We start from the raw sequence: 19,508 nt of genomic DNA on the forward strand, positions 1-19,508 counted from the left end.
GCTCGGAGAGATAGCTGAATGTATACTGAAATCAATGAAATGTTGACGCCTAAGGTTCTTAAGGTACAGGCCGAGTCGCCCTATAAAGCTCGAATAGTTTTAGAACCTTTGGAGCGAGGTTTTGGTCACACCCTCGGCAATGCTTTGAGAAGAATCTTATTGTCATCTATGCCTGGAAGTGCCATTACTGAAGCTTCTATCGATGGTGTATTGCATGAATATAGTACTATTGAAGGGGTTCAAGAAGATGTAGTTGATTTGTTACTTAACCTAAAATCAGTTGCTATCAAATTGACTGTGGGAGATGAAGCACAGGTTACACTCAATAAAGAGGGGCCGTGTCAAGTTACAGCTGGAGATATTCAGCTGACTCATGGTCAGGAAATTATTAATCCTGAACTTGTTATTGCCAATCTCAATGAAAAGGGTAAATTGAACATGACCCTAAAAGTTGAAAGAGGGATTGGGTTTCATAATACCGATGCATTTGTTCGCTATCATGATGATGAAATTGAGAAAAAAACTGTTGGAAAATTAAAGATTGATAACAGTTTTTCTCCTGTGAAAAAAGTGGCTTATTTTGTTGACAGTGCACGGGTTGAAAACAGGACTGATTTAGATAAACTTACAATTGAATTGGAAACTAACGGTACAATTGATGCTGAAGAAGCAATAAGAATATCCGCTAGTATACTACAAAGACAACTTCATGCCTTTGTTGATATGAAATTTGAAGAATCACGTACTGACAATAAGGAACGCAATGATTTTGATCCTGTTTTATTACGTTCAGTAGATGATTTGGAGTTAACAGTTCGATCAGCTAATTGTTTGAAAGCTGAAAATATTCATTATATAGGCGATTTGGTTCAAAGAACAGAAAGTGAATTATTAAAGACACCTAATCTTGGTAAGAAATCACTAACTGAAATTAAAGATGTTTTAGCATCGCGATCATTATCGCTGGGTATGAAACTTGAGAATTGGCCGCCAGCAAACCTTGGCGAGTAATATTTAGGAGTCTTTGTTATGCGTCACCGTAATTCCGGCCGTAGTTTTAGCCGTACAAGTAGCCACCGTAAGGCCATGTTTTCTAACATGTGTTGTTCTTTGATTGAGCATGAGTTGATTAGAACAACTTTGCCCAAGGCAAAGGATTTACGTCGATATATCGAACCTTTGATCACAGTTAGCAAATCTGATTCAGTAGCATCACGTAGACGTGCTTTTAACATTCTGCGCTCTAAATCAGCGGTAGGTAAATTATTTACTGATTTAGGTCCGCGTTTTGCAAAGCGACCTGGTGGGTATATCCGTATTATTAAATGTGGGTATAGGGATGGTGATAATGCCCCTATGGCTATAGTTGAATTAATGGATAGACCCGTTGCTAGTGATGATACAGAAGAGTAAATTATAGATTATATATATACGCTGTATATGTTGAGCCCGCGTTAATGCGGGCTTTTTATTTTAATCATTTAAAAAGGTATGTCATCGTCTAGTTCATCAAAAGCATCTTGTGCGGTAGATGCAGCGGATGCTGAGTGATTTTTTGTTGGGGCTTGTTGAGGAGAGGAGGTCCCCTGAAATGAAGGCATGTCGTCGTAATTTGAGGTACTATTTCCTTTGCTATCAAGCATTTGAATATCAGATGCAATGATTTCAGTTGTATATCTATCTTGGCCCTGCTGATCCTGCCATTTTCTTGTTCTTAAGCTTCCTTCAACATAGAGCTTGGAACCTTTGCGAATATATTCACCGGCTATTTCTCCCAGACGATTAAAGCATACGACCCTGTGCCATTCGGTTCTATCCTGCTTTTCACCAGTCGTTTTGTCCTTCCATGTTTCACTGGTGGCAACTGAAAGTGTAGTTACAGCATTTCCATTGGGTAAATAACGTACCTCAGGATCAGCGCCTACATTACCTACCAGTATAACTTTATTAATACCTCTTGCCATCGAAATGATCTCCTGTATGCGAAAGTTAGTTTGGCATTATACATAATTTACAAGTTATTTCGTAGCGGCTCAATGCGAATGGGTTATTGTTAAATTTTAGACTGGTGAAGAATTTTTTCAGCGCTTCCTGTAAAATATTCTTGATTATCCACTCGAACATATAGTGTATTTTCACCTTTGGACCAAATAACTTCCTTAATGCCAGGTACTTTTAAAAGCTGTTCAACTATTAATTTTGATTCTTCATTTTTTGCAGTAAAAGGCAAAATTAAGGTAGAAAAATAAACATTAGATTTCATGCTCAGTGAAACAATCAGCCATAGAAAGCCCAGCATCATGTTAAGTAAAAAAATAGCCTGGTTACCATGCCATTGATAAAGAATACCGGCTAAAGAACCTCCAAAAAAAATTCCTAGAAATTGACTCGTTGAATAAATACCCATGGCAGTCCCTTTACTGGCAGGGTTAGCCTGTTTTGATACTAACGAGGGTAATGTTGCTTCAAGAACGTTGAAAGAAATGAAATACAAAAACATTAAGGCACATAGCCAATACCAGTTTTTTGATGTGAGTACCAATAAACCCTGTGAGAGCATGCTAAGTAGTACAGATACAATAAATACAGTCTTTAAGCGCTTCTTTCTTTCTGAAATAATGATAAAAGGTACCATTAAAACAAACGAGAATACCATCAGCGGCAAATAAAAGTGCCATTGCTGGTGCAATTGTCCATTCTCAATTTGATACTTTAAAAGCATGGGTATAGCAAAAAAAGTTGCTGTAAGAATGAAATGCTGACAAAAAATACCGAAATTAAGGCGTTGTAAATGTTGATCTGTTACTACAGGTTTGATTAGAGATAAGTTAGGTTCGCTATCAGCATGAAACTGCTCTTTTGAAGGGTTAGGAATGATTAGATAAAGTATCATAATCCCGAGAACGGCTAAAACTGCCGTGAGATAGAATACCCCTGATAATCCATAGTAGTGGGTAAGAGCCGGGCTAATTATCATCGCGAGGCTAAATGATGTTCCAATAGTTATCCCTACTACAGCCATTGCCTTTGTGCGTTGTTCATCCAGCGTTAAATCAGCAAGAAGAGCAATTAACACGCTACCTATGGCACCAGCACCCTGCAGAATTCTGGCAGCTATCATTCCGCCAATTGAATTGGTTATTGCTCCTAACAAACTTCCACCAGCGAACAGCAAAAGACCTATGGCAATCATAGGTTTTCTGCCTATTTTATCTGAAAGCATGCCAAAAGGGATTTGCAGTAATCCTTGAGCCAATCCATAGCTACCCAAAGCCAAGCCAATTAGGGTGGGAGTAGCTCCTCTCAGGTGACTGGCATATAGAGTGAATACCGGGATAAGTAAAAACAATCCCAATAATCGAAAAGAGAATATTGCTGCTATAGGAAAAACAGTTTTGTTCCAAGAATACTTCATTCATTATAGGTGTAAATTATACGGTGTGGTGATGGTACAAATTAAGTGCTTTGGAAACAAGATAAATTATGAAATTCCGATTGATGGGCCACTTATATTTCCATTGACAGCACAGCAGATTAACGGTAGTTTGGTGGGATTTTATACTATAGGGTTATTGTATGAGTTCATTAGTTTTTTCAGGAAAGGTAGGATTGATAACGGGCGGGGCACGGGGAATAGGAAAAGCGACGGCATTAAAATTAGCGCGTGCTGGCTGTGATATTGCTATTGTCTATTATAATAGTTCTGATGAGGCACAAAACCTGATTGATGAAATAACTGATATGGGCAGAAATGCAATTGCCTTACAAGCTGATGTAGCAGATTGTCAATCTGTTAAAGAAATGTTCTCTCAATTCAGAGAGCACTTTAAGCACCTAAATTTTTTAGTGAGTAATGCAGCGAGTGGAGTATTAAAACCCGCTTTGAAGATGTCCACTAAACATTGGCGCTGGTGTTTGGAAACGAATGCTCTGGCTTTGAATCACCTGGTTACGGAAGGTCTTGATTTAATGCCCAAAAATAGTCGAGTTATTGCGTTATCCAGTTTAGGTGCATCAAGAGCAATTCCAAATTATGCTTTTATTGGTGCCTCTAAAGCAGCTCTGGAAGCATTGGTTCGTTCGCTTAGTTTGGAGCTGGCTACTTATGGTATTACAGTAAATACTGTTTCTGCCGGTGTAGTCGATACGGATGCTTTAAAGCATTTTCCAAACAGAGAGCAGTTATTGGATGAATATCAAGCTCATGCTTTGGCTGACAGAGCTTTAACACCAGACGATGTGGCTAATGCTATCTATTTGCTTTGTTTGCCTGAAGCAGCCATGATTAATGCACATACTTTATATGTTGATGCAGGGTATAGTCAGGTTGGGTAGTAGATGATAAAAGTAATTTTTATGATATAATTTCAAGCTTTGCGAGCTTTGTTGGTTCAGAGGATAAAATATGAATGTAGCTGAAGTTTACCCTAAGGTTAGGGAAATTATTGCTGATGTATTAGTAATTGATGAAGAAGAAATTTCTTTAAATAGTAGTTTAATTGAGGATTTAGGTGCCGAGTCTATCGATTTTCTTGATTTGGTTTTTCAATTGGAAAAAGAATTCAAGATTAAAATCCCCAGAGGTCAGTTGGAAAAAAATGCTCGTGGTGATCTGGCTGAAGATGAGTTTGAGAAAGGTGGTATTTTAACAGCATCAGGATTGCAGGCTTTAAAGAGTTATTTGAGTGAGGTTCCGGCAGATCGGTTTAAACAAAACATGAAAGTGAACGAAATTCCTATGTTGTTTACCGTAGAAACTTTTTGCAAGCTGGTTGTTTCAGCTATAGCCCAGCAGCAAGCAATGGAAACTGTAGCCTGATGAGGTTCTTATTTGTTGACCGCATTGTACAATTATCCCCAGGAGAATGGATTAAGGGGATAAAGCATGTTACAGGGGATGATGCTTATTTAACCATTGATGATCAAGGAAGGCATTGTTTTATGCCTTCTTTGATTGGTGAAACATTGGGGCAATTAGCAGCATGGAATGTGATGCAACATAATCAATTTACTTCAAGGCCTGTTGCTGGCGTAGTGTCGAGTGCTCGATTGTATCGACCTGCTTATGTCGGTGAAACTTTACTACTTGAATCAAATATTGATGCGCTGGATGAAAGAGCAGTTCAATACCATAGTATTGCTAAAGTTGGTAATGATATTATTTTTACTATAGATGGCGCATTGGGTCCCATGTTGCCTATGACTGATTTTATTAGCACAGGGGCTGTTATACAGCAATTTGCAGAAATTTATCGACCAGGTGATTGGTCTTCCATTGTGGACATGAATTTGCCTGTTTTAAAAGAAGAAAGCTGCTTTAATTATGGAGCTATTAATTCTTCCATGCAATTTGACAGAATCCTCGCTTGTGAACCAGGCATAAGCTTGATGGCTGAAAAAAGGATAACTCGTTCAGCATCTTATTTCCCGGATCATTTTCCAAACAAGCCTGTACTACCGATGACGGTACTGCTCGAATGTAAATTGAATTTGGCGAAAGAGTTTATAGCTAGGGCAAAGTATGATAGACCCTATCAAATCAGTGAATTACGCAAAATTAAAATGAATGAATTTGTTCATCCCGGAGACGTGGTAGTTTGCCAGGTCAAAGTAAAAGAACAAACGGATGATGAGTTAATACTGTCATATAGGTGTGAGGTTGATGGCAAGAGGGTCTGTGTTGTCGACATAGTGCTTATTCCAAAAGGTAAATGAAGTCATGAAACGACGCGTTGCTATTACAGGTCTAGGGGTTGTTTCACCTCTGGGGAATGATGTATCCACCACCTGGAACAATTTGATTGCCGGGTATTCTGGCATAGATAATATCAAACAGTTTGATGCCAGTGCTTTTCCTACCACTATTGCTGCGGAAGTAAAAAACTTTTCACCTGATACGTCTATTTCGGGAAAACATACTCGGTTTATCATGTCTTTTACTCATTTTGCCTTGGAGGCGGCACGCCAAGCATTTGAGGATGCTTCTGTATTTCCTACCAGACAGACATCCGATCGGTGGGGAATAGTAACTGGCAGTGGAATGATGACTGCCGAGTTCGAATATTTAATGCGTTTTCAACAAACCTGTGCAACAGACGGTGAAATTGATTGGGGAAAACTGCAATCCAATAGCAGAGATTTTTATAATTTGGTTGATTTTGGTAAAACTACTTCAAACTCTGGACTTTCCTTATTAATACAACAATATGGGATTACAGGTTATGCCTCTTCTGTCCATACTGCCTGTGCTTCAGGAGGCCAAGCATTGGGATTGGCAATGCAGGTGATTCGTCGTGGCGAGGCAGATTTTATGTTGGCAGGTGGATTTGATTCCATGATTAATCCTTTGGGTTTGTCGAGCTTTTGTCTTTTGGGTGCCTTATCAACTTATAATGAGACTCCGCAAACGGCAAGTCGCCCCTTTGATGCGACACGCAATGGTTTTGTCCTGGGTGAAGGGGCTGCCTTTTTGATTCTTGAGGAGTGGAGTAAAGCAAAAGCCCGTGGGGCAAAAATCTATGCTGAATTGGCCGGGGAGGGGAATTCTTTGAGCTCCTACCGAATAACTGATTCACATCCCAATGGTGATGGTGCTATTCAAGCGATTAAACGTGCGTTGGAGGATGCCGGAGTGCAGCCACGAGATGTCGATTATATTAATGCGCATGGCACATCAACTAAAATGAATGATTTAAGTGAAACGAATGCAATCAAAGTGGTCTTTGGTGACAGGATCGCCAATTTACCTGTTAGCTCTACCAAGAGTCAAACAGGGCATTTAATCGCAGCCGCTGGCGCACTAGAGGCGGTGTTGTCTGTTAAATCCATAGAGCAGGCGCAAATCCCTAAAACAGCGAATTTAAAAACACCTGATCCGGAGTGTGATTTGGATTATGTTGTTGATGGCCCACGTGAAAAATCCTTAGGGGTAGTCTTATCCAATTCATTTGGTTTTGGAGGTTCTAATAGCTGCTTATTATTTAAGCATCCAGAATTCGAGGAGGCAAAATAAATGAGTCAGGCGAATAGAGTATTTATTACGGGTCGCAGTGCTCTAACTGCCTCTGGTGCAACTGCTGATGAAACTTGGAATGCGATAATTTCAGGCCAATCGGGGATTGCTGAAATTAATTTTTGGGAATTATCTCAATGGTCGCATCGATTGGGGGGGGAGATAAAGGATTTTCAACCTTCCAGGATGTTGCCTGACAGAAAATTAATAAAAGTGATTTCCCGTCAGGATATAATGGGAATTAACGCAGCAGTGCAAGCTGTAGAGCATAGCCAAATGATTGCTTATAGAGATAGTCTTGCAGATGTTGACTCATTTAATGAACAAACCGCTATTTATGTTGGTTCTCCAGGAAATAAGTACTTTCAACAATATGACTTTATACCTTTGTTGGCTAAAACCCATGGAGATATGCGTAGCTTTGCAAACCAGCTGTTTGATGAAGTGCACCCCATGTGGTTATTGAGGATTTTGCCTAATAATGTGCTTGCCTATACAGGCATTACCTATGGTTTTAAAGGCCCAAATCACAATGTAACGAATCATGCGGTAGGCGGTACGCAAGCCATTTTGGAAGCGTATCATGCCATACGTAGCGGGCAGGCAGAACGTGCAGTCGTTGTTGCCTATGATATAGGCACAGAACCTCAGGGTTTATTTTATTATGAAAAATTGGGTGTGGTGAGCAATCGTCATTTAAAGCCTTTTGATAAGGAGCATGACGGGACTATTCTTGCCGAAGGTGCTGCTGCTCTTGTATTGGAAAGTGAAGCTAGCGTCAAATCGAGAGCTGCGACTTGTTATGGTGAGATAGTTGGTGGCTTATCCGCTACTGAAGCAACAGGATTATTTTCTATTGAAGCAGATGGGCAACATTTGGCTTCATTGATGGGGCGGACATTAAGCACATCAGGAATAAACTCCGAGGAAATAGGGATAATAGTAACCCATGGGAACGGAAACAGTAAATCAGATGATAGTGAAGCCCAGGCTATTAAATCAGTATTCAAACAAGAAGAAATTCCTGCGACTGCTTTTAAATGGTCTATGGGGCATACTTTGTGCGCCTCTGGTGTATTGGATGCGGTTCTCACTACTTATGCCCTTGAAACCAAATGTGCTCCCGGGATCGCTAATTTTCAGCAAATTGCTCCAGCATGTGAAGGTTTATCGGTAAGTCGTGAGCATAGAGAGATAACATCTAATTCCTATGCCATGATGATCAACAGAGGGTTTGCCAGTATGAATGTATGTTTGGTGATCAAAGCTTGTGAATAATTTAGCTCAGCAAATAGAAGCATTACCCATTACACTGGCAGGTCGTTTTATTTATCGATTTTTGCCATACAGGCGTCGATTAATTTTTTCTAATATTAGCCAAGTTTATAATGATCAATTGAATGAATCTCAAAAAAAACGCTTGGCAAAAGCTTATTACTCACATCTTGCAAAATCTTTAAAAGAAGCACTGCAGTTACGCTTCATGAGTGAAAAAAAATTACGAGATCAGGTTGAAGTACTTGGCCATGAAAAAATGTTGGCTGTTGTTGCACAGAAAAAAGGAGTTTTAGTCGTTACCGGCCATTTTGGAAATTGGGAGTTTGCGCCGTTGGGAGGTGTATTAAACTTCAAGGAATTCAAAGGACAGTTTCATTTTATCAGGCGTACTTTGCGATTTAAGTTCATAGAACGCATTATGTTCAAAAACTACTATCAAGCTGGCCTAAATGTTATTCCTAAAAAAAATTCTCTGGAACAGGTGTGTGTTGCACTAGAACAAAATCATGCTGTAATCTTCGTATTGGATCAGCATGCATCTCTAGTGAACAGAGATGGGATAGCAGTTGAGTTTTTTGGCAAAAAAGCGGGTACCTACAGAAGTTTGGCAACGATATCTCGTCACACTGGTATTCCAGTTATACCTGCGGCCAGCTATAGATTACCCAATGGAAAGCATGTTTTGGAGTTTCATGATCCCATTCCCTGGAAAGATTATGAAACCACACAAGAATCGTTATACCGAAATACCTTGGCGTATAATCAGGCTTTAGAAAAGATTATTTTGGCGCATCCGGAGCAGTGGAATTGGATGCACAAGCGCTGGAAGCTTTCTTAAATGAAAGGGCTCTCTATGACTCACCTTTAGAATAAACTCTTATGAACAGGGCTCATGCTTTTTGATTTATACTTGCTTTTCTTACAGAGATGCTTTCTCCAAACCGCTCTATCATGAGGAAGATGTTTGTATATTGGAATGACTTCTTATGGAGAGGTTTTGTCAAATCATTATATTTTATTTTTTCGTTCGTCTCTTAATCGTTTGAGCACCAAAAATAATCTATTAGTCTCGTCTTCCTTTGTGAAATGAATAATTATGTTTTTATCTTCAATTCGAACTACTTCATAGCTAAGTTCCACAATAAAGTTATGGATTTGTAATTTAAGAATTCCCTCTTTGGGAATATCAGTTTTCTTCTTAACTACTACAGCACCATTGGAAGAGATTTCAACAATCTCAATTGGATTATTGTCTAAGCTGGCATTTATTTCGCCATGGTTTTTTAGCCGAAAATATTTTCGCCTTTCGTCCATTGTTTAACCATAAATTAAGTATGCTTTTTAATTTTAGGTCTATTATTCCTCATAGGTCAACCGGATGAGCGTGATATCTGTTGATTAAATAGGAAGGATCCAAATTTTAGAACGGTTGTTTGTTTCAGGTTATTATAAAGGATAGATGAATCAATCCGGCTGTAGATGCGCAGCCGGAAGATTAATCAAGGTGAAATCATTGTCGTTGTCGATTGGGGAGTGGATTTATTATTTGGATAAATAGCTGCCATGATGTTGTTGCTAAAAAATACTCCCAAGTTGCCTAATGTGCTTTTTAAGCTGGTAGCCAACTCATTTGCAGTATCCAGTATGGTTGCCGCCGGAGTTTGATTTGCAGAAACCGATTCACTCTTAAACGGATTTTGCTCAGGTAAAGAATGAGTAAACTCTTTGCTGATTGAGCTGAAATGAGTAGAGTCTTCATCGAATTCTTTAAGTAAGGATTCCGCCTCATTGCGGGCTCCTTTCATTAATAGCATTTCTAATAAACGAAAACGATTCGTGATTAAAAGTGGTTGATTTTTTAAAAGCCAGGCATCCAATGTTAAGTCGCTTTTGCTTTCTAATAACAGATAGTGGAATAAGCGATGAAGCTTTTGGCGGATTTTAAGCTCATTTTTTGGATTGTGTTGCAGGGAAAAGATATTCAATGCTTCAATTAATTCATTAAGTTTTTGTTGGGTGTAGCCTGATTTTATATCATCGAGGATAATCGACAGATTTGTTTCAAGTTTGGTAGTGAAATATTTTCTTTGTTGAAGAGAGGAGAGTTCTTTTTTTTCGTTTTGCTTTATTGGAGTGTCACTTATTGCAACAAAGGCAGGTGGGTTTGGGAAAAAAAATCCAGTCCAGCCATAATACCAACATCGTTTCACTCTTGTAATCAGTTGAGCGATAAATCCGGTACTTTCACCAAAACTTAACTCAAGTTTTGCCTCAGTTAAAGCTTGAGTCGCTATACTGATAATTTCCTTGTGCCTATTGGGATTTAATTTTTTTAGAGCTCCCTCGCATAAATCAATAATTCTGGTATAACTGTCTTCGCTAGCTTGTGCCCCAAAATGCCGGATAGTTTTTTTGGCATCATAGACAAATAACGAGAAATTAATTTGCTCATCATGTAATTCAGGGTAGTTTAAAAAAGCGGTAAATATAGCCTCTCTAACAGAAGCGGATATATCGCTTAAAGACATGAGAACAATTAAATGGTATATCGAACGTCGATGCATTTCAGTGCATCCTTCTTGGACATAGTAAGCTAAATAATCATTAATGATCCTGGAAAGCAGTTGCTTGTCGCCTTTAAAATGCATTAAGAAATAATCTATCGATTTAACTGTTCTCTTGCTTTTTATTAATTTATTAACTAAAGGATGTTCAGGTATATCATTGGTGGGTGTAATTACAGAGGTTTCGCTTAATTTGATGCCACAGAAGAGACTGCTTAAAAGACTTTTTTCTTTTGATTTAGTTGGAAATTTTGCAGCTAACTGGACCAGTTGCGTCATGCTGGTGATGTTTATGCGAGAATCATTATAAAACAAGCTTGAATCACCGGATTGTGCTGATGCCCGCAGGTAGTAATTGGTCAGATAAGCAATTTTATTATTTAGCTCTTTAAATTCTTCGAGATTATTTAAACAAATTAGGAGCTGCATCGCTTGAGGTGAGAATTGGTAATTACGGCTTAATAATTTATAAACCAACAACTTGATGTAGGTGACATAAGCGTCATGATGTTGGCCATAGAGATAACGTTGAATAGCGGAAATTAGTCGTTTCTCTTCATTTTGGTTGATCAAAAGAGGATGAGTTGGATCAAACAGTTCGAGATGTTCAACCATATTCATAATAATGGATTCCTTTTTTGTAGGATCCATTTTATTAAGTTCGTCTACAACATGAACATCTACCAGGTTCATTAAATGGGCTAAAATAAAATGTGCATTTGGCCTTGATGAATAATGATGTAGCCAATAAGCAATCATGTCAGGCTTTGGATATTTAAGTAGTATTTTTTCAACTTGCTTTTCTGACAATTGATGAAAATGAGGGATAGAACAGAGCAGAGTAACGCAGGCCTCAGGTTGGAGAAGTTCTATTTGCCCCACAGTCAAACAATTTAGGTTTAATTGATGAATTAAGGCATTAAGCCGAGGGGGAGAGTGAAATTCACTTTGACTTAAATGGGCTAGAAATGATTCGCCTTTTAAATTGTCCAAGTACTCCTTTTTGCTTAATAGGCAGGTAATTAATAATGACTTAATCTGGCTGTCCTGTGCTAAAGCAATTAATTCCAGTATTTGCTGGTAGTTAAATTTATTAGCGTTTAACGCATAGATAAAATCGAGCTGACTTTCTTTGGTATGGTTGATGCTGGCTAAATAATCCTTATTTAAGATGGCTATTTTTAATAAATCAAAATTTAATAGTTCATTTCTTTTCATATGATTCTCCAGCCAGCTCCATGAGCTGAGTTTAATAATATCAGGTAAAGTCGTTTGATCTGGTGCAACTATAAGACAATGATCACAAAGCCAATTGATTTGAGAGGTAGTGAAGTTTTCTTGTTGAATCAATATCTTTTTGAGAGTGTAGGGGAGCAACTTTTGCTCGGCAAGGTGTTTCAAAAGGAGAGATATCTCTGTGGAGGATTGAAGTTCATCAGGATTTAATTGACTGAGCCATTTTATAAATATTTCTGTTTTAATAAGTGGATCATTAAGTGATAAAAATGATTCGAGAGCTTGCTCCCAGGAAATAGTTTGATTTAGAGATGGTTTGTTTAAATCCGCGATTATTAATAAGCTGGTGAGAATGTCATTTTTTGAGATAGGTTTATCAAAATCAACCACTTGATCCTCCTTGACCGAAATGTCAAAACTACTCTATCAACTTTATTACCCATTTCGTTCATGTTAAGCCAGGGAATATAATATTCACAAACTCTCCCGATGGAATTTTTACAGGACTTACGCACCCCCCAATCTCTTCGTTAAAAACTGATTTTTAATTCGGTCATTTAGTTTATCTAAACTCCCTCATTAAAAACATTTTTTGCCTTGACCTTGGTGTTTTTCGTAAGTCCTGTTTTATACTTGTGGATTAATTCAGAATAACTGTTTGAAAAAAAAATTCAATACTTGTTTTAATTTTGTGAATTTTGTTATGAAAGTAATGTGGCCTCATACACAAAAGCAGCAGGTCCAGTTAATATAATGGGAGCAGTGCGGCAAGGCCATTGGATAAACAAATCCCCTCCTGGCAAATGAACAGTGATTTTATCTGACAGATTGTAAAACAAACGTCCTATTGCTGCTGCTGCAACGGCACCACTACCACAAGCAATTGTTTCACCACAGCCTCTTTCATAGACGCGTAAATTGATTTTTTCAGGATTAATTATTTGCATAAATCCAACATTGACTTGCTCTGGGAATTGTTGGTGAAGACTAATCTGTTGTCCCAAACTGTTTACAGGGGCTGTTTGTATATCTTTAACCAACAATACAGCATGAGGGTTACCCACACTTATTGCATGAAGATTAACTGTATTGTCGTTATTTAATTCAAGTGAATATTCGGGTGATTGTTCATCTGCAAGAAAAGGGATTTCATCTGGGGCTAGTTTAGGAACGCCCATATTGACACTCACGCTGTTATCATCATTGATGATTAAATCCATAAGCGTGGTTTTAGTTGCTACTGTTAATTTATTTTTTGCTGTTAAACCATAATACTTGGCAAAAAGGGCTATGCATCGCGCTCCATTGCCGCATTGTCCTACCTCTTGTCCATCGGCGTTAAAGATTCGATAATTAAAATCAATCTCTTCGTTTTGACTGGGTTCAATTAATAAACATTGGTCAAACCCAATACCGGTATGGCGATTGGCTAGTTTTTGTATATGCTCGGGAGTTAATTGAATAGATTGGTTGATCCCATCCAGTACAATGAAATCATTGCCTAAACCATGCATTTTAGTAAATCTTATTCCCATAGAATATCTCTAGTGATTAGCGGTTGCCTTCTTTTCTTGTTCAGGCAAATACAATGGTCCCTTTTGTCCACAAGCTGACAAACATAAAGAAGCCATGGTGACAACAATGAATAATAAAGCGAAATAAATGTGTCTCATCAAATACTATTATAGAGTTAAATTTTAATTATATGAGATTTGTTTTGAAACTCAATGATTCATTCTTTTTATTATTTTGTGTCTATTGTGAGGTAATTCTTAAGCATGACGTGTCTGGAAAGAAAGCTCCAGATTATTGGATGCCTCGAGTATCTCTTCCAAAGAGTGTTGATTATCCATGACTGATTGATGCAAAACAGCAAGTTCTTTTTTAGGTATTTTCTTTGTAGACTCAATGACGTAACTATTTTTTCCATCCCTATACCAGTATATGAAAGTCATATTTTTTGAAATGACGCCTTGACCAACACTTCCATATAAGCTGTTTGTATGCGAGCTATTCAGATCAGGCCGGGGTGAATAGAAGCGATAATTTATTTGGTTTCTATTTTGGCTTTGCTGGATTTGCTCAATGAATCCGTAGTCAGAAGCCAGCTTTCTTGCTAAAAACAAAATACTCATACAACATGCAACTTATAAAACAAACATAATGATAAAATTTTATACAAAAAAAATCAATAGTTATTATTTTCTTCACTCAGTATGCTTATAATTTGTTCAATATATTTTTGAATGCTAAACTTGCACTGCTTTATTGCATTGGCGATAATTTATGTTTTTTTGCGGAGAATTTGTTTTGAGCGTTTATATGAAGGAACCTTTAGAGAAAGCACAAGCTTGTGTTATATGGATGCATGGATTGGGAGCTGATGCCTCTGATATGATGAGTTTAGCTGATCAGCTAATGATAGAAGATGTGGTTTTAAGGCATGTGTTTCTTGATGCTCCTCGAAGACCAGTTACTCTGAATGGAGGAATGGTTATGCCCGCGTGGTATGATATTTATGGATTAGATTTGGTCGATGAGGAAGATAAGGCAGGAATCGAAGAGTCTGAATCATTAATCTGTAAGGTGATTGACGCTCAATATAATTGTGGTTTTAGACCACACCAAATTTTTTTAGCTGGCTTTTCTCAAGGAGGGGCTATGGCGTTGCATACAGCCCTTCATATAACTGATCGATTAGGAGGGGTTATTGCATTATCCGCTTACTTGCCCTTGGTTAAGCATAATAAGCCGCAACTTGATAAGAATACCCCCATTTTTATGGGATCAGGACAATTTGATCCTTTAGTTCTGCCAAAATGGACGCAACAAAGCAAGGATTGGCTCCTGGCTCAGGGGTATAGTGAAGTCTCCTTTCATCAATACCCTATGGAACATTCTATATGTTTTGAAGAAATTAAAGATCTTAGCCTTTGGCTTAATAAGCAGGTTCAAGGAGTTTTACAATGACAATAGTAAAAAGGTCACGAACAGTACCCTATTCTTGTGAACAAATGTATGGACTGGTTAATGATGTTGAACATTATTCCGAGTTTTTACCTTATTGCGCAGAAAGTAAAATACTTCATCGTGACAATGATGAAGTCCAGGCGACCTTGGTGATAGCAGCTGCTGGAATGAGTAAGTCATTCACTACTCGTAATCGATTGCAAACTAATAAAATGATTGAAATTCGTCTGGTTGATGGCCCATTTAGTCATTTGGAAGGATTTTGGCGTTTTGATGAGGAAGGAAACGGGTGCAGAATTTCTTTTGATTTGGAGTTTGAGTTTGCAGGGAAAATATTTTCCATGCTTCTTGGTCCTATATTTGATCAGATAACCGATAAAATGGTTGACGCATTTTGCGAAAGAGCCGAGGTCATTTATGGTAAAGGTTGAATTAGTCTATATAGCGAATTCTGAAAATTGCTTGCATTACAAAATGGATTTAAAACAAGGTGCTACGGTTGAAGAGGCATTAATTGAATCAAATATTTATTCTACCTGTCCGGAAACGAAGGGATTACCTATAGGAGTTTACGGAAAGCAGGTTTCTATGGACTTGGTATTGAAAGAAGGAGACAGAATTGAGATTTATAGGCCATTGATACTCGATCCTAAAGAAAAGCGGCGTAAGTTAGCTCAATTAAAAAAATAAAGGAATATTAAGTTACACTTAACTCTCCCCTTATCTAATCGATTAGACAAGGAGAGAGACTAACTTACGGCTTATGCTCTATTCTTGTCAGAGAACCTCTGGAAAAATATAAAACAACATTACGAATTTCCAGGTTACCTTTTCCTCGTCTCCAAGTGTATGCATAGTCCCACCGATCATTATTAAATGTTGGACTCATTAAGCTGGTACCCATCAAGATTGCAACGTCATTTTTACTCATGCCTATTTTTAATCGGGCAATTTTTGATTGAGGCAACAAATTACCTTGCTGAGTAATGCGTCTTGAGAAGTCATATGATGCACATTGGGTTAAGGTTAATGTTAAAATGAAACAAATAAAAAAGGTTATTATTCGCATTTTTTTGCCTACCATGAAAAATTTCGCCATAATAACATGTCATTTATTGAAAGGCACCTGTCATCGTGTGGAATTTGGTATTTGTCATTGTTGGGCTGGACTAAGTTTTAAAGTCGCTGATGCCAATTATTAGTCTAATTTTCAAGAAATAATGATTAAAATTCGGAATTCATTACAGTTAAGGAGCACAAGTGGAAGAAAGTCAACAGTTAAAAGACGCTGGATTAAAAATTACATTACCTCGTATCAAGGTATTACAAATATTGGAGCAATCAAGGGATCACCATTTGAGCGCAGAAGCAGTCTATAAGGCCTTGTTGGAATCAGGCGAAGATGTTGGTTTAGCTACTGTGTATAGAGTTCTTACCCAATTTGAAGCAGCGGGATTAGTATCGAGACACAATTTTGAAGGTGGATATTCGGTATTTGAGTTGTCCCAGGGCGAGCATCATGACCATCTTGTTTGTGTTAAGTGTGGACGAGTAGAAGAATTTGTCGATGAAATAATAGAGCAAAGACAAAAAGCTATTGCAGAGCGTGCTCATTTTAAAATGACAGATCATGCGTTAAATATATATGGTATTTGCCCACAGTGTCTTTAACCTGGACATTGCAATTGGATCAGCTTGTCGGTCATGATTATTTGCTGCCGGCTAAGAGTAAATAAATAAACTAGGCTATACTTGCAATTATAATGAAGGTGCTTGGGTTTTGAATTAATTATGCATCAACAGAAGCGGTCTTCATTGGAGCTTGAAGCCTTTTTGTCATTATTGGAGAGCTCCTTAAGAACTATCCCATTCAATATCCTGGCAGTAATAGTGCTGGCTTTGGATTTTATCTATACGAACGAGGCTCCAATCAAACTGGTTGTAATCTGGTTTTTTCTCATTTTAATTTTAAGTGTGATTCGCTGGATGGCCAGCAAAATTATAATCAGTAAAGAGCGATACATTACAAAAGGAAAACAGTCTTTAATTGGTTTTTTACTACTCAATTTTTTCATGGGGCTGGCTTGGGGTTTGAGCTACTTGATTTTTGCTCCTTATTTAAATAATACAAATGAGTTGATTTTTGTACTCATGCTGGGAGGTTTATCGACAGGTGCTATCGCATCCTTATCGATTTATCTTCCAGCCTATTATGCTTACGTATTGCCAATGAATTTCCCAATTATTGCCTACAATTTGTATTTATTTCAGTATGATAAAGCAATTCTTGCTGTCATGTATTCGCTTTTTTTGATTATAGTTTTATTAACTGCAGGATTAAATTCAAAATTGCTTTCCAAGGTAAGGACATTATCTATAACCGATTCATTGACCGGCTTATTTAACCGTCGTCATTTTGATATGGTGTTCAGTAATGAATTAAGCAGAGCGAAACGTAATAAATATCCTATCAGCCTGATTTTCATCGATATAGACAATTTCAAGTATATTAATGATACCTTCGGACATTCTGTAGGTGACAGTTTTTTAATTCATGTGGCAAACATCCTGAAACAAACATTACGGCGCTCCGGCGATAGCATGTTTCGAATTGGTGGAGATGAATATGCTGCTATTCTTATTAATATGCCACCAAATGAAGTGACGGCATTTTGTATTACTATTCAAAAGCGGTTTAACCAAAAAAATCAATATAAAAATGTATCGTTAAGCATGGGAGTTATAAGCATTGACTCTTTGCATATGATTGATCAACAAAGTGCCATCACTGCTGCTGATAAAACACTTTATCAAGCAAAAAAAGCAGGTAAAAATCAGATTAAATCAGAATCGTTAGGCTAGTAAGAGCTGAGAGTCAATTAAAATTATTGGATTTGATTACAGTAAGTATGACAAGAGAATACAATTTTATTTCTCTTTTGTCTCAAGGGCAGCTTCTGGACTAATTACTTTTAAATGAGTTATGGATAAGATAGGTCGTTATCTTGAATCGTTTGGGCTGAGGAGATGCATCAGCACCGTCTCGAAGCCTTGGCACGAAACATTAAATTCCATACAAGGCTTCGGGACGGCATAAATGCCTCCTCAGCCCAAACGGACCCTGGATATCGGCTGCTTCTTATATAATCCTTATCCATAACTCACGTTACTTTTATTCAAGGTTGATAGAATAGGAGTAACTTCCAAAACCATCATAGGTGGTATTGATATAACGAAGACCATTGCAGGAAGCGCTGACGACAGGATGGTTCATAAATGGACCGTCATTAATATCAAGTACGCACCAATTGGCATTGTCGTAGGCTACAGTCACATGAGCATAACCTGCTCGACAATCAAAACCATCTCTGATTACAAAACTGCGTGGGCCAACTATTTGTAATACGACATCTGAATCATTATAACCACTAACTACATAAATTCCGGGATGAGTTTTATCACTCAAATGGAAAAAATCTTTGTATCCACAGAATGATTCATTGGCGTATGCATTCATCGTTAAAAGGCTACTTGCTGCCAGTACGGTCCATTTTTTCATATGAAAATACCTTCTTATTGTTATTCAGGAAATCGAATTATAGGGAATCAATGATTATTAAACAATCACCTTGTTCTTTTGTTTTTTTGAAAAAACTTGTTCTACAAATTATTTCTGGGAAAGGCAGAAAATATTTCCTGTTGAAGAGATGATAAGTGACCTTGTTTCGATTTACCTAATCAGATACGCTGACAAGTCGATATTGATAATCTCCACAATATTTTGAATGGATAGAAACATTGAATGGTCAGGAGGAAAAAATGTATTCATCATTATTTCTAAAGAAGGACTTAGGGCATTTGCCTGAAAAAGTTATTTTTCTTGATTTTGATGGCACTGTTGCTCTTCCTGCAAGGAAGGCAAATGGAGAATATGATATTCAGCCTGATGGGTCAATTGGCGCTTCCCATCTGGATAAGGAAAAATTTAGACGTTTAGTGAAGTTTGCTATTCACGCCGATATTCCTTTGTACTTTTTGAGCGGACGTCCTGATCTTCAATCTTGTGTTGATTTAATGACTGATTTTATTGCAAGCGTCGATGGCTTTCATCCTGGTATTGGCGGGTTTAAAAAGGACTCTTTGTTTTTTATCAGTAAAATGATAATGGAAGAGGGAATACTTGTTCGAAAGGAAATGATGACAAAGGCTCAGGTTATTCAATCAGTACATCATGAAAAATACAGTTATTTACCTAATGAATCGATTTTACTGGTCGATGACATTCAAGAATACCTCGATCCTGTGCAAAAACTAGGCTACAACACTTTGTTAGCAAATCCAGAGAGTTTGGAGCATTTTGATGAAATAGAGAAATTTATTGGAGTCGCATTACAAGAAACTATCGCATTCAATACCTAGACATGGTTATGGTATAGATTGAAAGATTA

23 protein-coding genes are annotated in these 19,508 nt (G+C 37.7%); 14 read left to right on the forward strand and 9 right to left on the reverse strand.

All coding sequences use genetic code 11. The annotated features are described in order from the left end of the window. The first annotated feature begins 18 nt into the window (after positions 1 to 18). Positions 19 to 1,011 carry a DNA-directed RNA polymerase subunit alpha gene (locus tag CC34_RS0106235; RefSeq protein ID WP_027228975.1) on the forward strand — a complete coding sequence of 331 codons (993 nt, stop codon included), beginning with the start codon at positions 19 to 21 and terminating at the stop codon, positions 1,009 to 1,011. 18 nt (positions 1,012 to 1,029) lie between these two features. Further along, entirely contained in the window at positions 1,030 to 1,413 is a 384-nt protein-coding gene (gene rplQ / locus CC34_RS0106240; RefSeq protein ID WP_027223435.1) for a 50S ribosomal protein L17, read from the forward strand. Between the two features lie 68 nt (positions 1,414 to 1,481). On the opposite strand, the gene ssb is transcribed toward rplQ, so the two are convergent. Together ssb and CC34_RS0106250 are read right to left on the reverse strand one after the other, a co-directional pair. Beyond that, positions 1,482 to 1,964, reverse strand: a complete 483-nt coding sequence (gene ssb, locus CC34_RS0106245; RefSeq protein ID WP_027228973.1) for a single-stranded DNA-binding protein — start codon at positions 1,962 to 1,964, stop codon at positions 1,482 to 1,484. A gap of 89 nt (positions 1,965 to 2,053) precedes the next feature. Continuing rightward, positions 2,054 to 3,415, reverse strand: a complete 1,362-nt coding sequence (locus CC34_RS0106250; protein WP_028379248.1) for an MFS transporter — start codon at positions 3,413 to 3,415, stop codon at positions 2,054 to 2,056. Positions 3,416 to 3,576: 161 nt separating this feature from the next. Between CC34_RS0106250 and fabL the strand changes: the two genes are divergently transcribed. The 6 genes from fabL to CC34_RS0106280 all read left to right on the forward strand — a co-directional run bounded on the left by fabL (position 3,577) and on the right by CC34_RS0106280 (position 9,128). Next, the gene (fabL, locus tag CC34_RS0106255) at positions 3,577 to 4,335 is read left to right on the forward strand and encodes an enoyl-[acyl-carrier-protein] reductase FabL (RefSeq protein WP_028379249.1); all 759 of its coding nucleotides are present in this window, start codon (positions 3,577 to 3,579) and stop codon (positions 4,333 to 4,335) included. 70 nt (positions 4,336 to 4,405) lie between these two features. Then, positions 4,406 to 4,819, forward strand: a complete 414-nt coding sequence (locus tag CC34_RS0106260; RefSeq protein ID WP_027223439.1) for an acyl carrier protein — start codon at positions 4,406 to 4,408, stop codon at positions 4,817 to 4,819. Next, positions 4,819 to 5,715: a 3-hydroxyacyl-ACP dehydratase FabZ family protein gene (locus tag CC34_RS0106265; protein WP_028379250.1), complete on the forward strand. Its 897-nt coding sequence runs from the start codon at positions 4,819 to 4,821 to the stop codon at positions 5,713 to 5,715. Before CC34_RS0106260 ends, CC34_RS0106265 begins: the two co-directional genes overlap by 1 nt. A gap of 4 nt (positions 5,716 to 5,719) precedes the next feature. Next, positions 5,720 to 7,012, forward strand: coding sequence for a beta-ketoacyl-[acyl-carrier-protein] synthase family protein (locus CC34_RS0106270; RefSeq protein ID WP_028379251.1), 1,293 nt, complete (start codon positions 5,720 to 5,722; stop codon positions 7,010 to 7,012). Beyond that, positions 7,013 to 8,290: a beta-ketoacyl-[acyl-carrier-protein] synthase family protein gene (locus tag CC34_RS0106275; protein WP_028379252.1), complete on the forward strand. Its 1,278-nt coding sequence runs from the start codon at positions 7,013 to 7,015 to the stop codon at positions 8,288 to 8,290. Then, the gene (locus tag CC34_RS0106280) at positions 8,283 to 9,128 is read left to right on the forward strand and encodes a lysophospholipid acyltransferase family protein (protein WP_028379253.1); all 846 of its coding nucleotides are present in this window, start codon (positions 8,283 to 8,285) and stop codon (positions 9,126 to 9,128) included. The genes CC34_RS0106275 and CC34_RS0106280 overlap by 8 nt, the downstream gene beginning before the upstream one ends. Before the next feature lie 170 nt (positions 9,129 to 9,298). On the opposite strand, the gene CC34_RS0106285 is transcribed toward CC34_RS0106280, so the two are convergent. The 5 genes from CC34_RS0106285 to CC34_RS0106300 all read right to left on the reverse strand — a co-directional run bounded on the left by CC34_RS0106285 (position 9,299) and on the right by CC34_RS0106300 (position 14,225). Beyond that, on the reverse strand, positions 9,299 to 9,604 hold the full coding sequence (locus tag CC34_RS0106285) for a PilZ domain-containing protein (RefSeq protein WP_028379254.1): 306 nt from the start codon (positions 9,602 to 9,604) through the stop codon (positions 9,299 to 9,301). A 185-nt stretch (positions 9,605 to 9,789) separates the two neighbouring features. Continuing rightward, the gene (locus CC34_RS0106290) at positions 9,790 to 12,480 is read right to left on the reverse strand and encodes a hypothetical protein (protein ID WP_028379255.1); all 2,691 of its coding nucleotides are present in this window, start codon (positions 12,478 to 12,480) and stop codon (positions 9,790 to 9,792) included. A 311-nt stretch (positions 12,481 to 12,791) separates the two neighbouring features. Next, positions 12,792 to 13,625, reverse strand: a complete 834-nt coding sequence (gene dapF / locus CC34_RS0106295) for a diaminopimelate epimerase (protein ID WP_028379256.1) — start codon at positions 13,623 to 13,625, stop codon at positions 12,792 to 12,794. 9 nt (positions 13,626 to 13,634) lie between these two features. Beyond that, positions 13,635 to 13,763, reverse strand: a complete 129-nt coding sequence (gene lptM, locus CC34_RS1000000116970; RefSeq protein WP_071974619.1) for an LPS translocon maturation chaperone LptM — start codon at positions 13,761 to 13,763, stop codon at positions 13,635 to 13,637. Positions 13,764 to 13,862: 99 nt separating this feature from the next. Next, complete coding sequence (locus CC34_RS0106300) at positions 13,863 to 14,225, reverse strand: hypothetical protein (protein WP_028379257.1); 363 nt, start codon at positions 14,223 to 14,225, stop codon at positions 13,863 to 13,865. Positions 14,226 to 14,412: 187 nt separating this feature from the next. On the opposite strand from CC34_RS0106300, the gene CC34_RS0106305 reads away from it, so the two are divergent. From CC34_RS0106305 to CC34_RS0106315, 3 genes are read left to right on the forward strand one after another with little or no spacing between them, the layout of a single operon-like run. Next, positions 14,413 to 15,060 carry an alpha/beta hydrolase gene (locus CC34_RS0106305; protein ID WP_028379258.1) on the forward strand — a complete coding sequence of 216 codons (648 nt, stop codon included), beginning with the start codon at positions 14,413 to 14,415 and terminating at the stop codon, positions 15,058 to 15,060. After that, positions 15,057 to 15,491 carry a type II toxin-antitoxin system RatA family toxin gene (locus tag CC34_RS0106310; protein WP_027223449.1) on the forward strand — a complete coding sequence of 145 codons (435 nt, stop codon included), beginning with the start codon at positions 15,057 to 15,059 and terminating at the stop codon, positions 15,489 to 15,491. The genes CC34_RS0106305 and CC34_RS0106310 overlap by 4 nt, the downstream gene beginning before the upstream one ends. Then, positions 15,478 to 15,750, forward strand: a complete 273-nt coding sequence (locus CC34_RS0106315; RefSeq protein ID WP_027228961.1) for an RnfH family protein — start codon at positions 15,478 to 15,480, stop codon at positions 15,748 to 15,750. Before CC34_RS0106310 ends, CC34_RS0106315 begins: the two co-directional genes overlap by 14 nt. Before the next feature lie 64 nt (positions 15,751 to 15,814). On the opposite strand, the gene CC34_RS0106320 is transcribed toward CC34_RS0106315, so the two are convergent. Next, positions 15,815 to 16,159 (reverse strand): outer membrane protein assembly factor BamE, encoded by a 345-nt coding sequence (locus CC34_RS0106320; RefSeq protein WP_027228960.1) that lies wholly within the window; start codon positions 16,157 to 16,159, stop codon positions 15,815 to 15,817. 161 nt (positions 16,160 to 16,320) lie between these two features. Here CC34_RS0106320 and fur point away from each other — a divergent pair, with 161 nt between their 5' ends. After that, a complete protein-coding gene (fur, locus tag CC34_RS0106325) occupies positions 16,321 to 16,731 on the forward strand; it encodes a ferric iron uptake transcriptional regulator (RefSeq protein WP_027223452.1) in 411 nt (136 codons plus the stop codon). Between the two features lie 120 nt (positions 16,732 to 16,851). After that, entirely contained in the window at positions 16,852 to 17,922 is a 1,071-nt protein-coding gene (locus CC34_RS1000000117375) for a GGDEF domain-containing protein (RefSeq protein ID WP_027228959.1), read from the forward strand. Between the two features lie 310 nt (positions 17,923 to 18,232). Here the strand turns inward: CC34_RS1000000117375 and CC34_RS0106335 are convergent, their stop codons facing one another. Further along, positions 18,233 to 18,619, reverse strand: a complete 387-nt coding sequence (locus tag CC34_RS0106335) for a hypothetical protein (RefSeq protein WP_027228958.1) — start codon at positions 18,617 to 18,619, stop codon at positions 18,233 to 18,235. A gap of 260 nt (positions 18,620 to 18,879) precedes the next feature. On the opposite strand from CC34_RS0106335, the gene CC34_RS0106340 reads away from it, so the two are divergent. Next, positions 18,880 to 19,479 (forward strand): hypothetical protein, encoded by a 600-nt coding sequence (locus CC34_RS0106340; RefSeq protein WP_028379259.1) that lies wholly within the window; start codon positions 18,880 to 18,882, stop codon positions 19,477 to 19,479. Positions 19,480 to 19,508 lie beyond the last annotated feature (29 nt).

It is taken from the genome of Legionella pneumophila subsp. fraseri, from assembly GCF_000586315.1.
Lineage (GTDB): Bacteria > Pseudomonadota > Gammaproteobacteria > Legionellales > Legionellaceae > Legionella > Legionella pneumophila_B.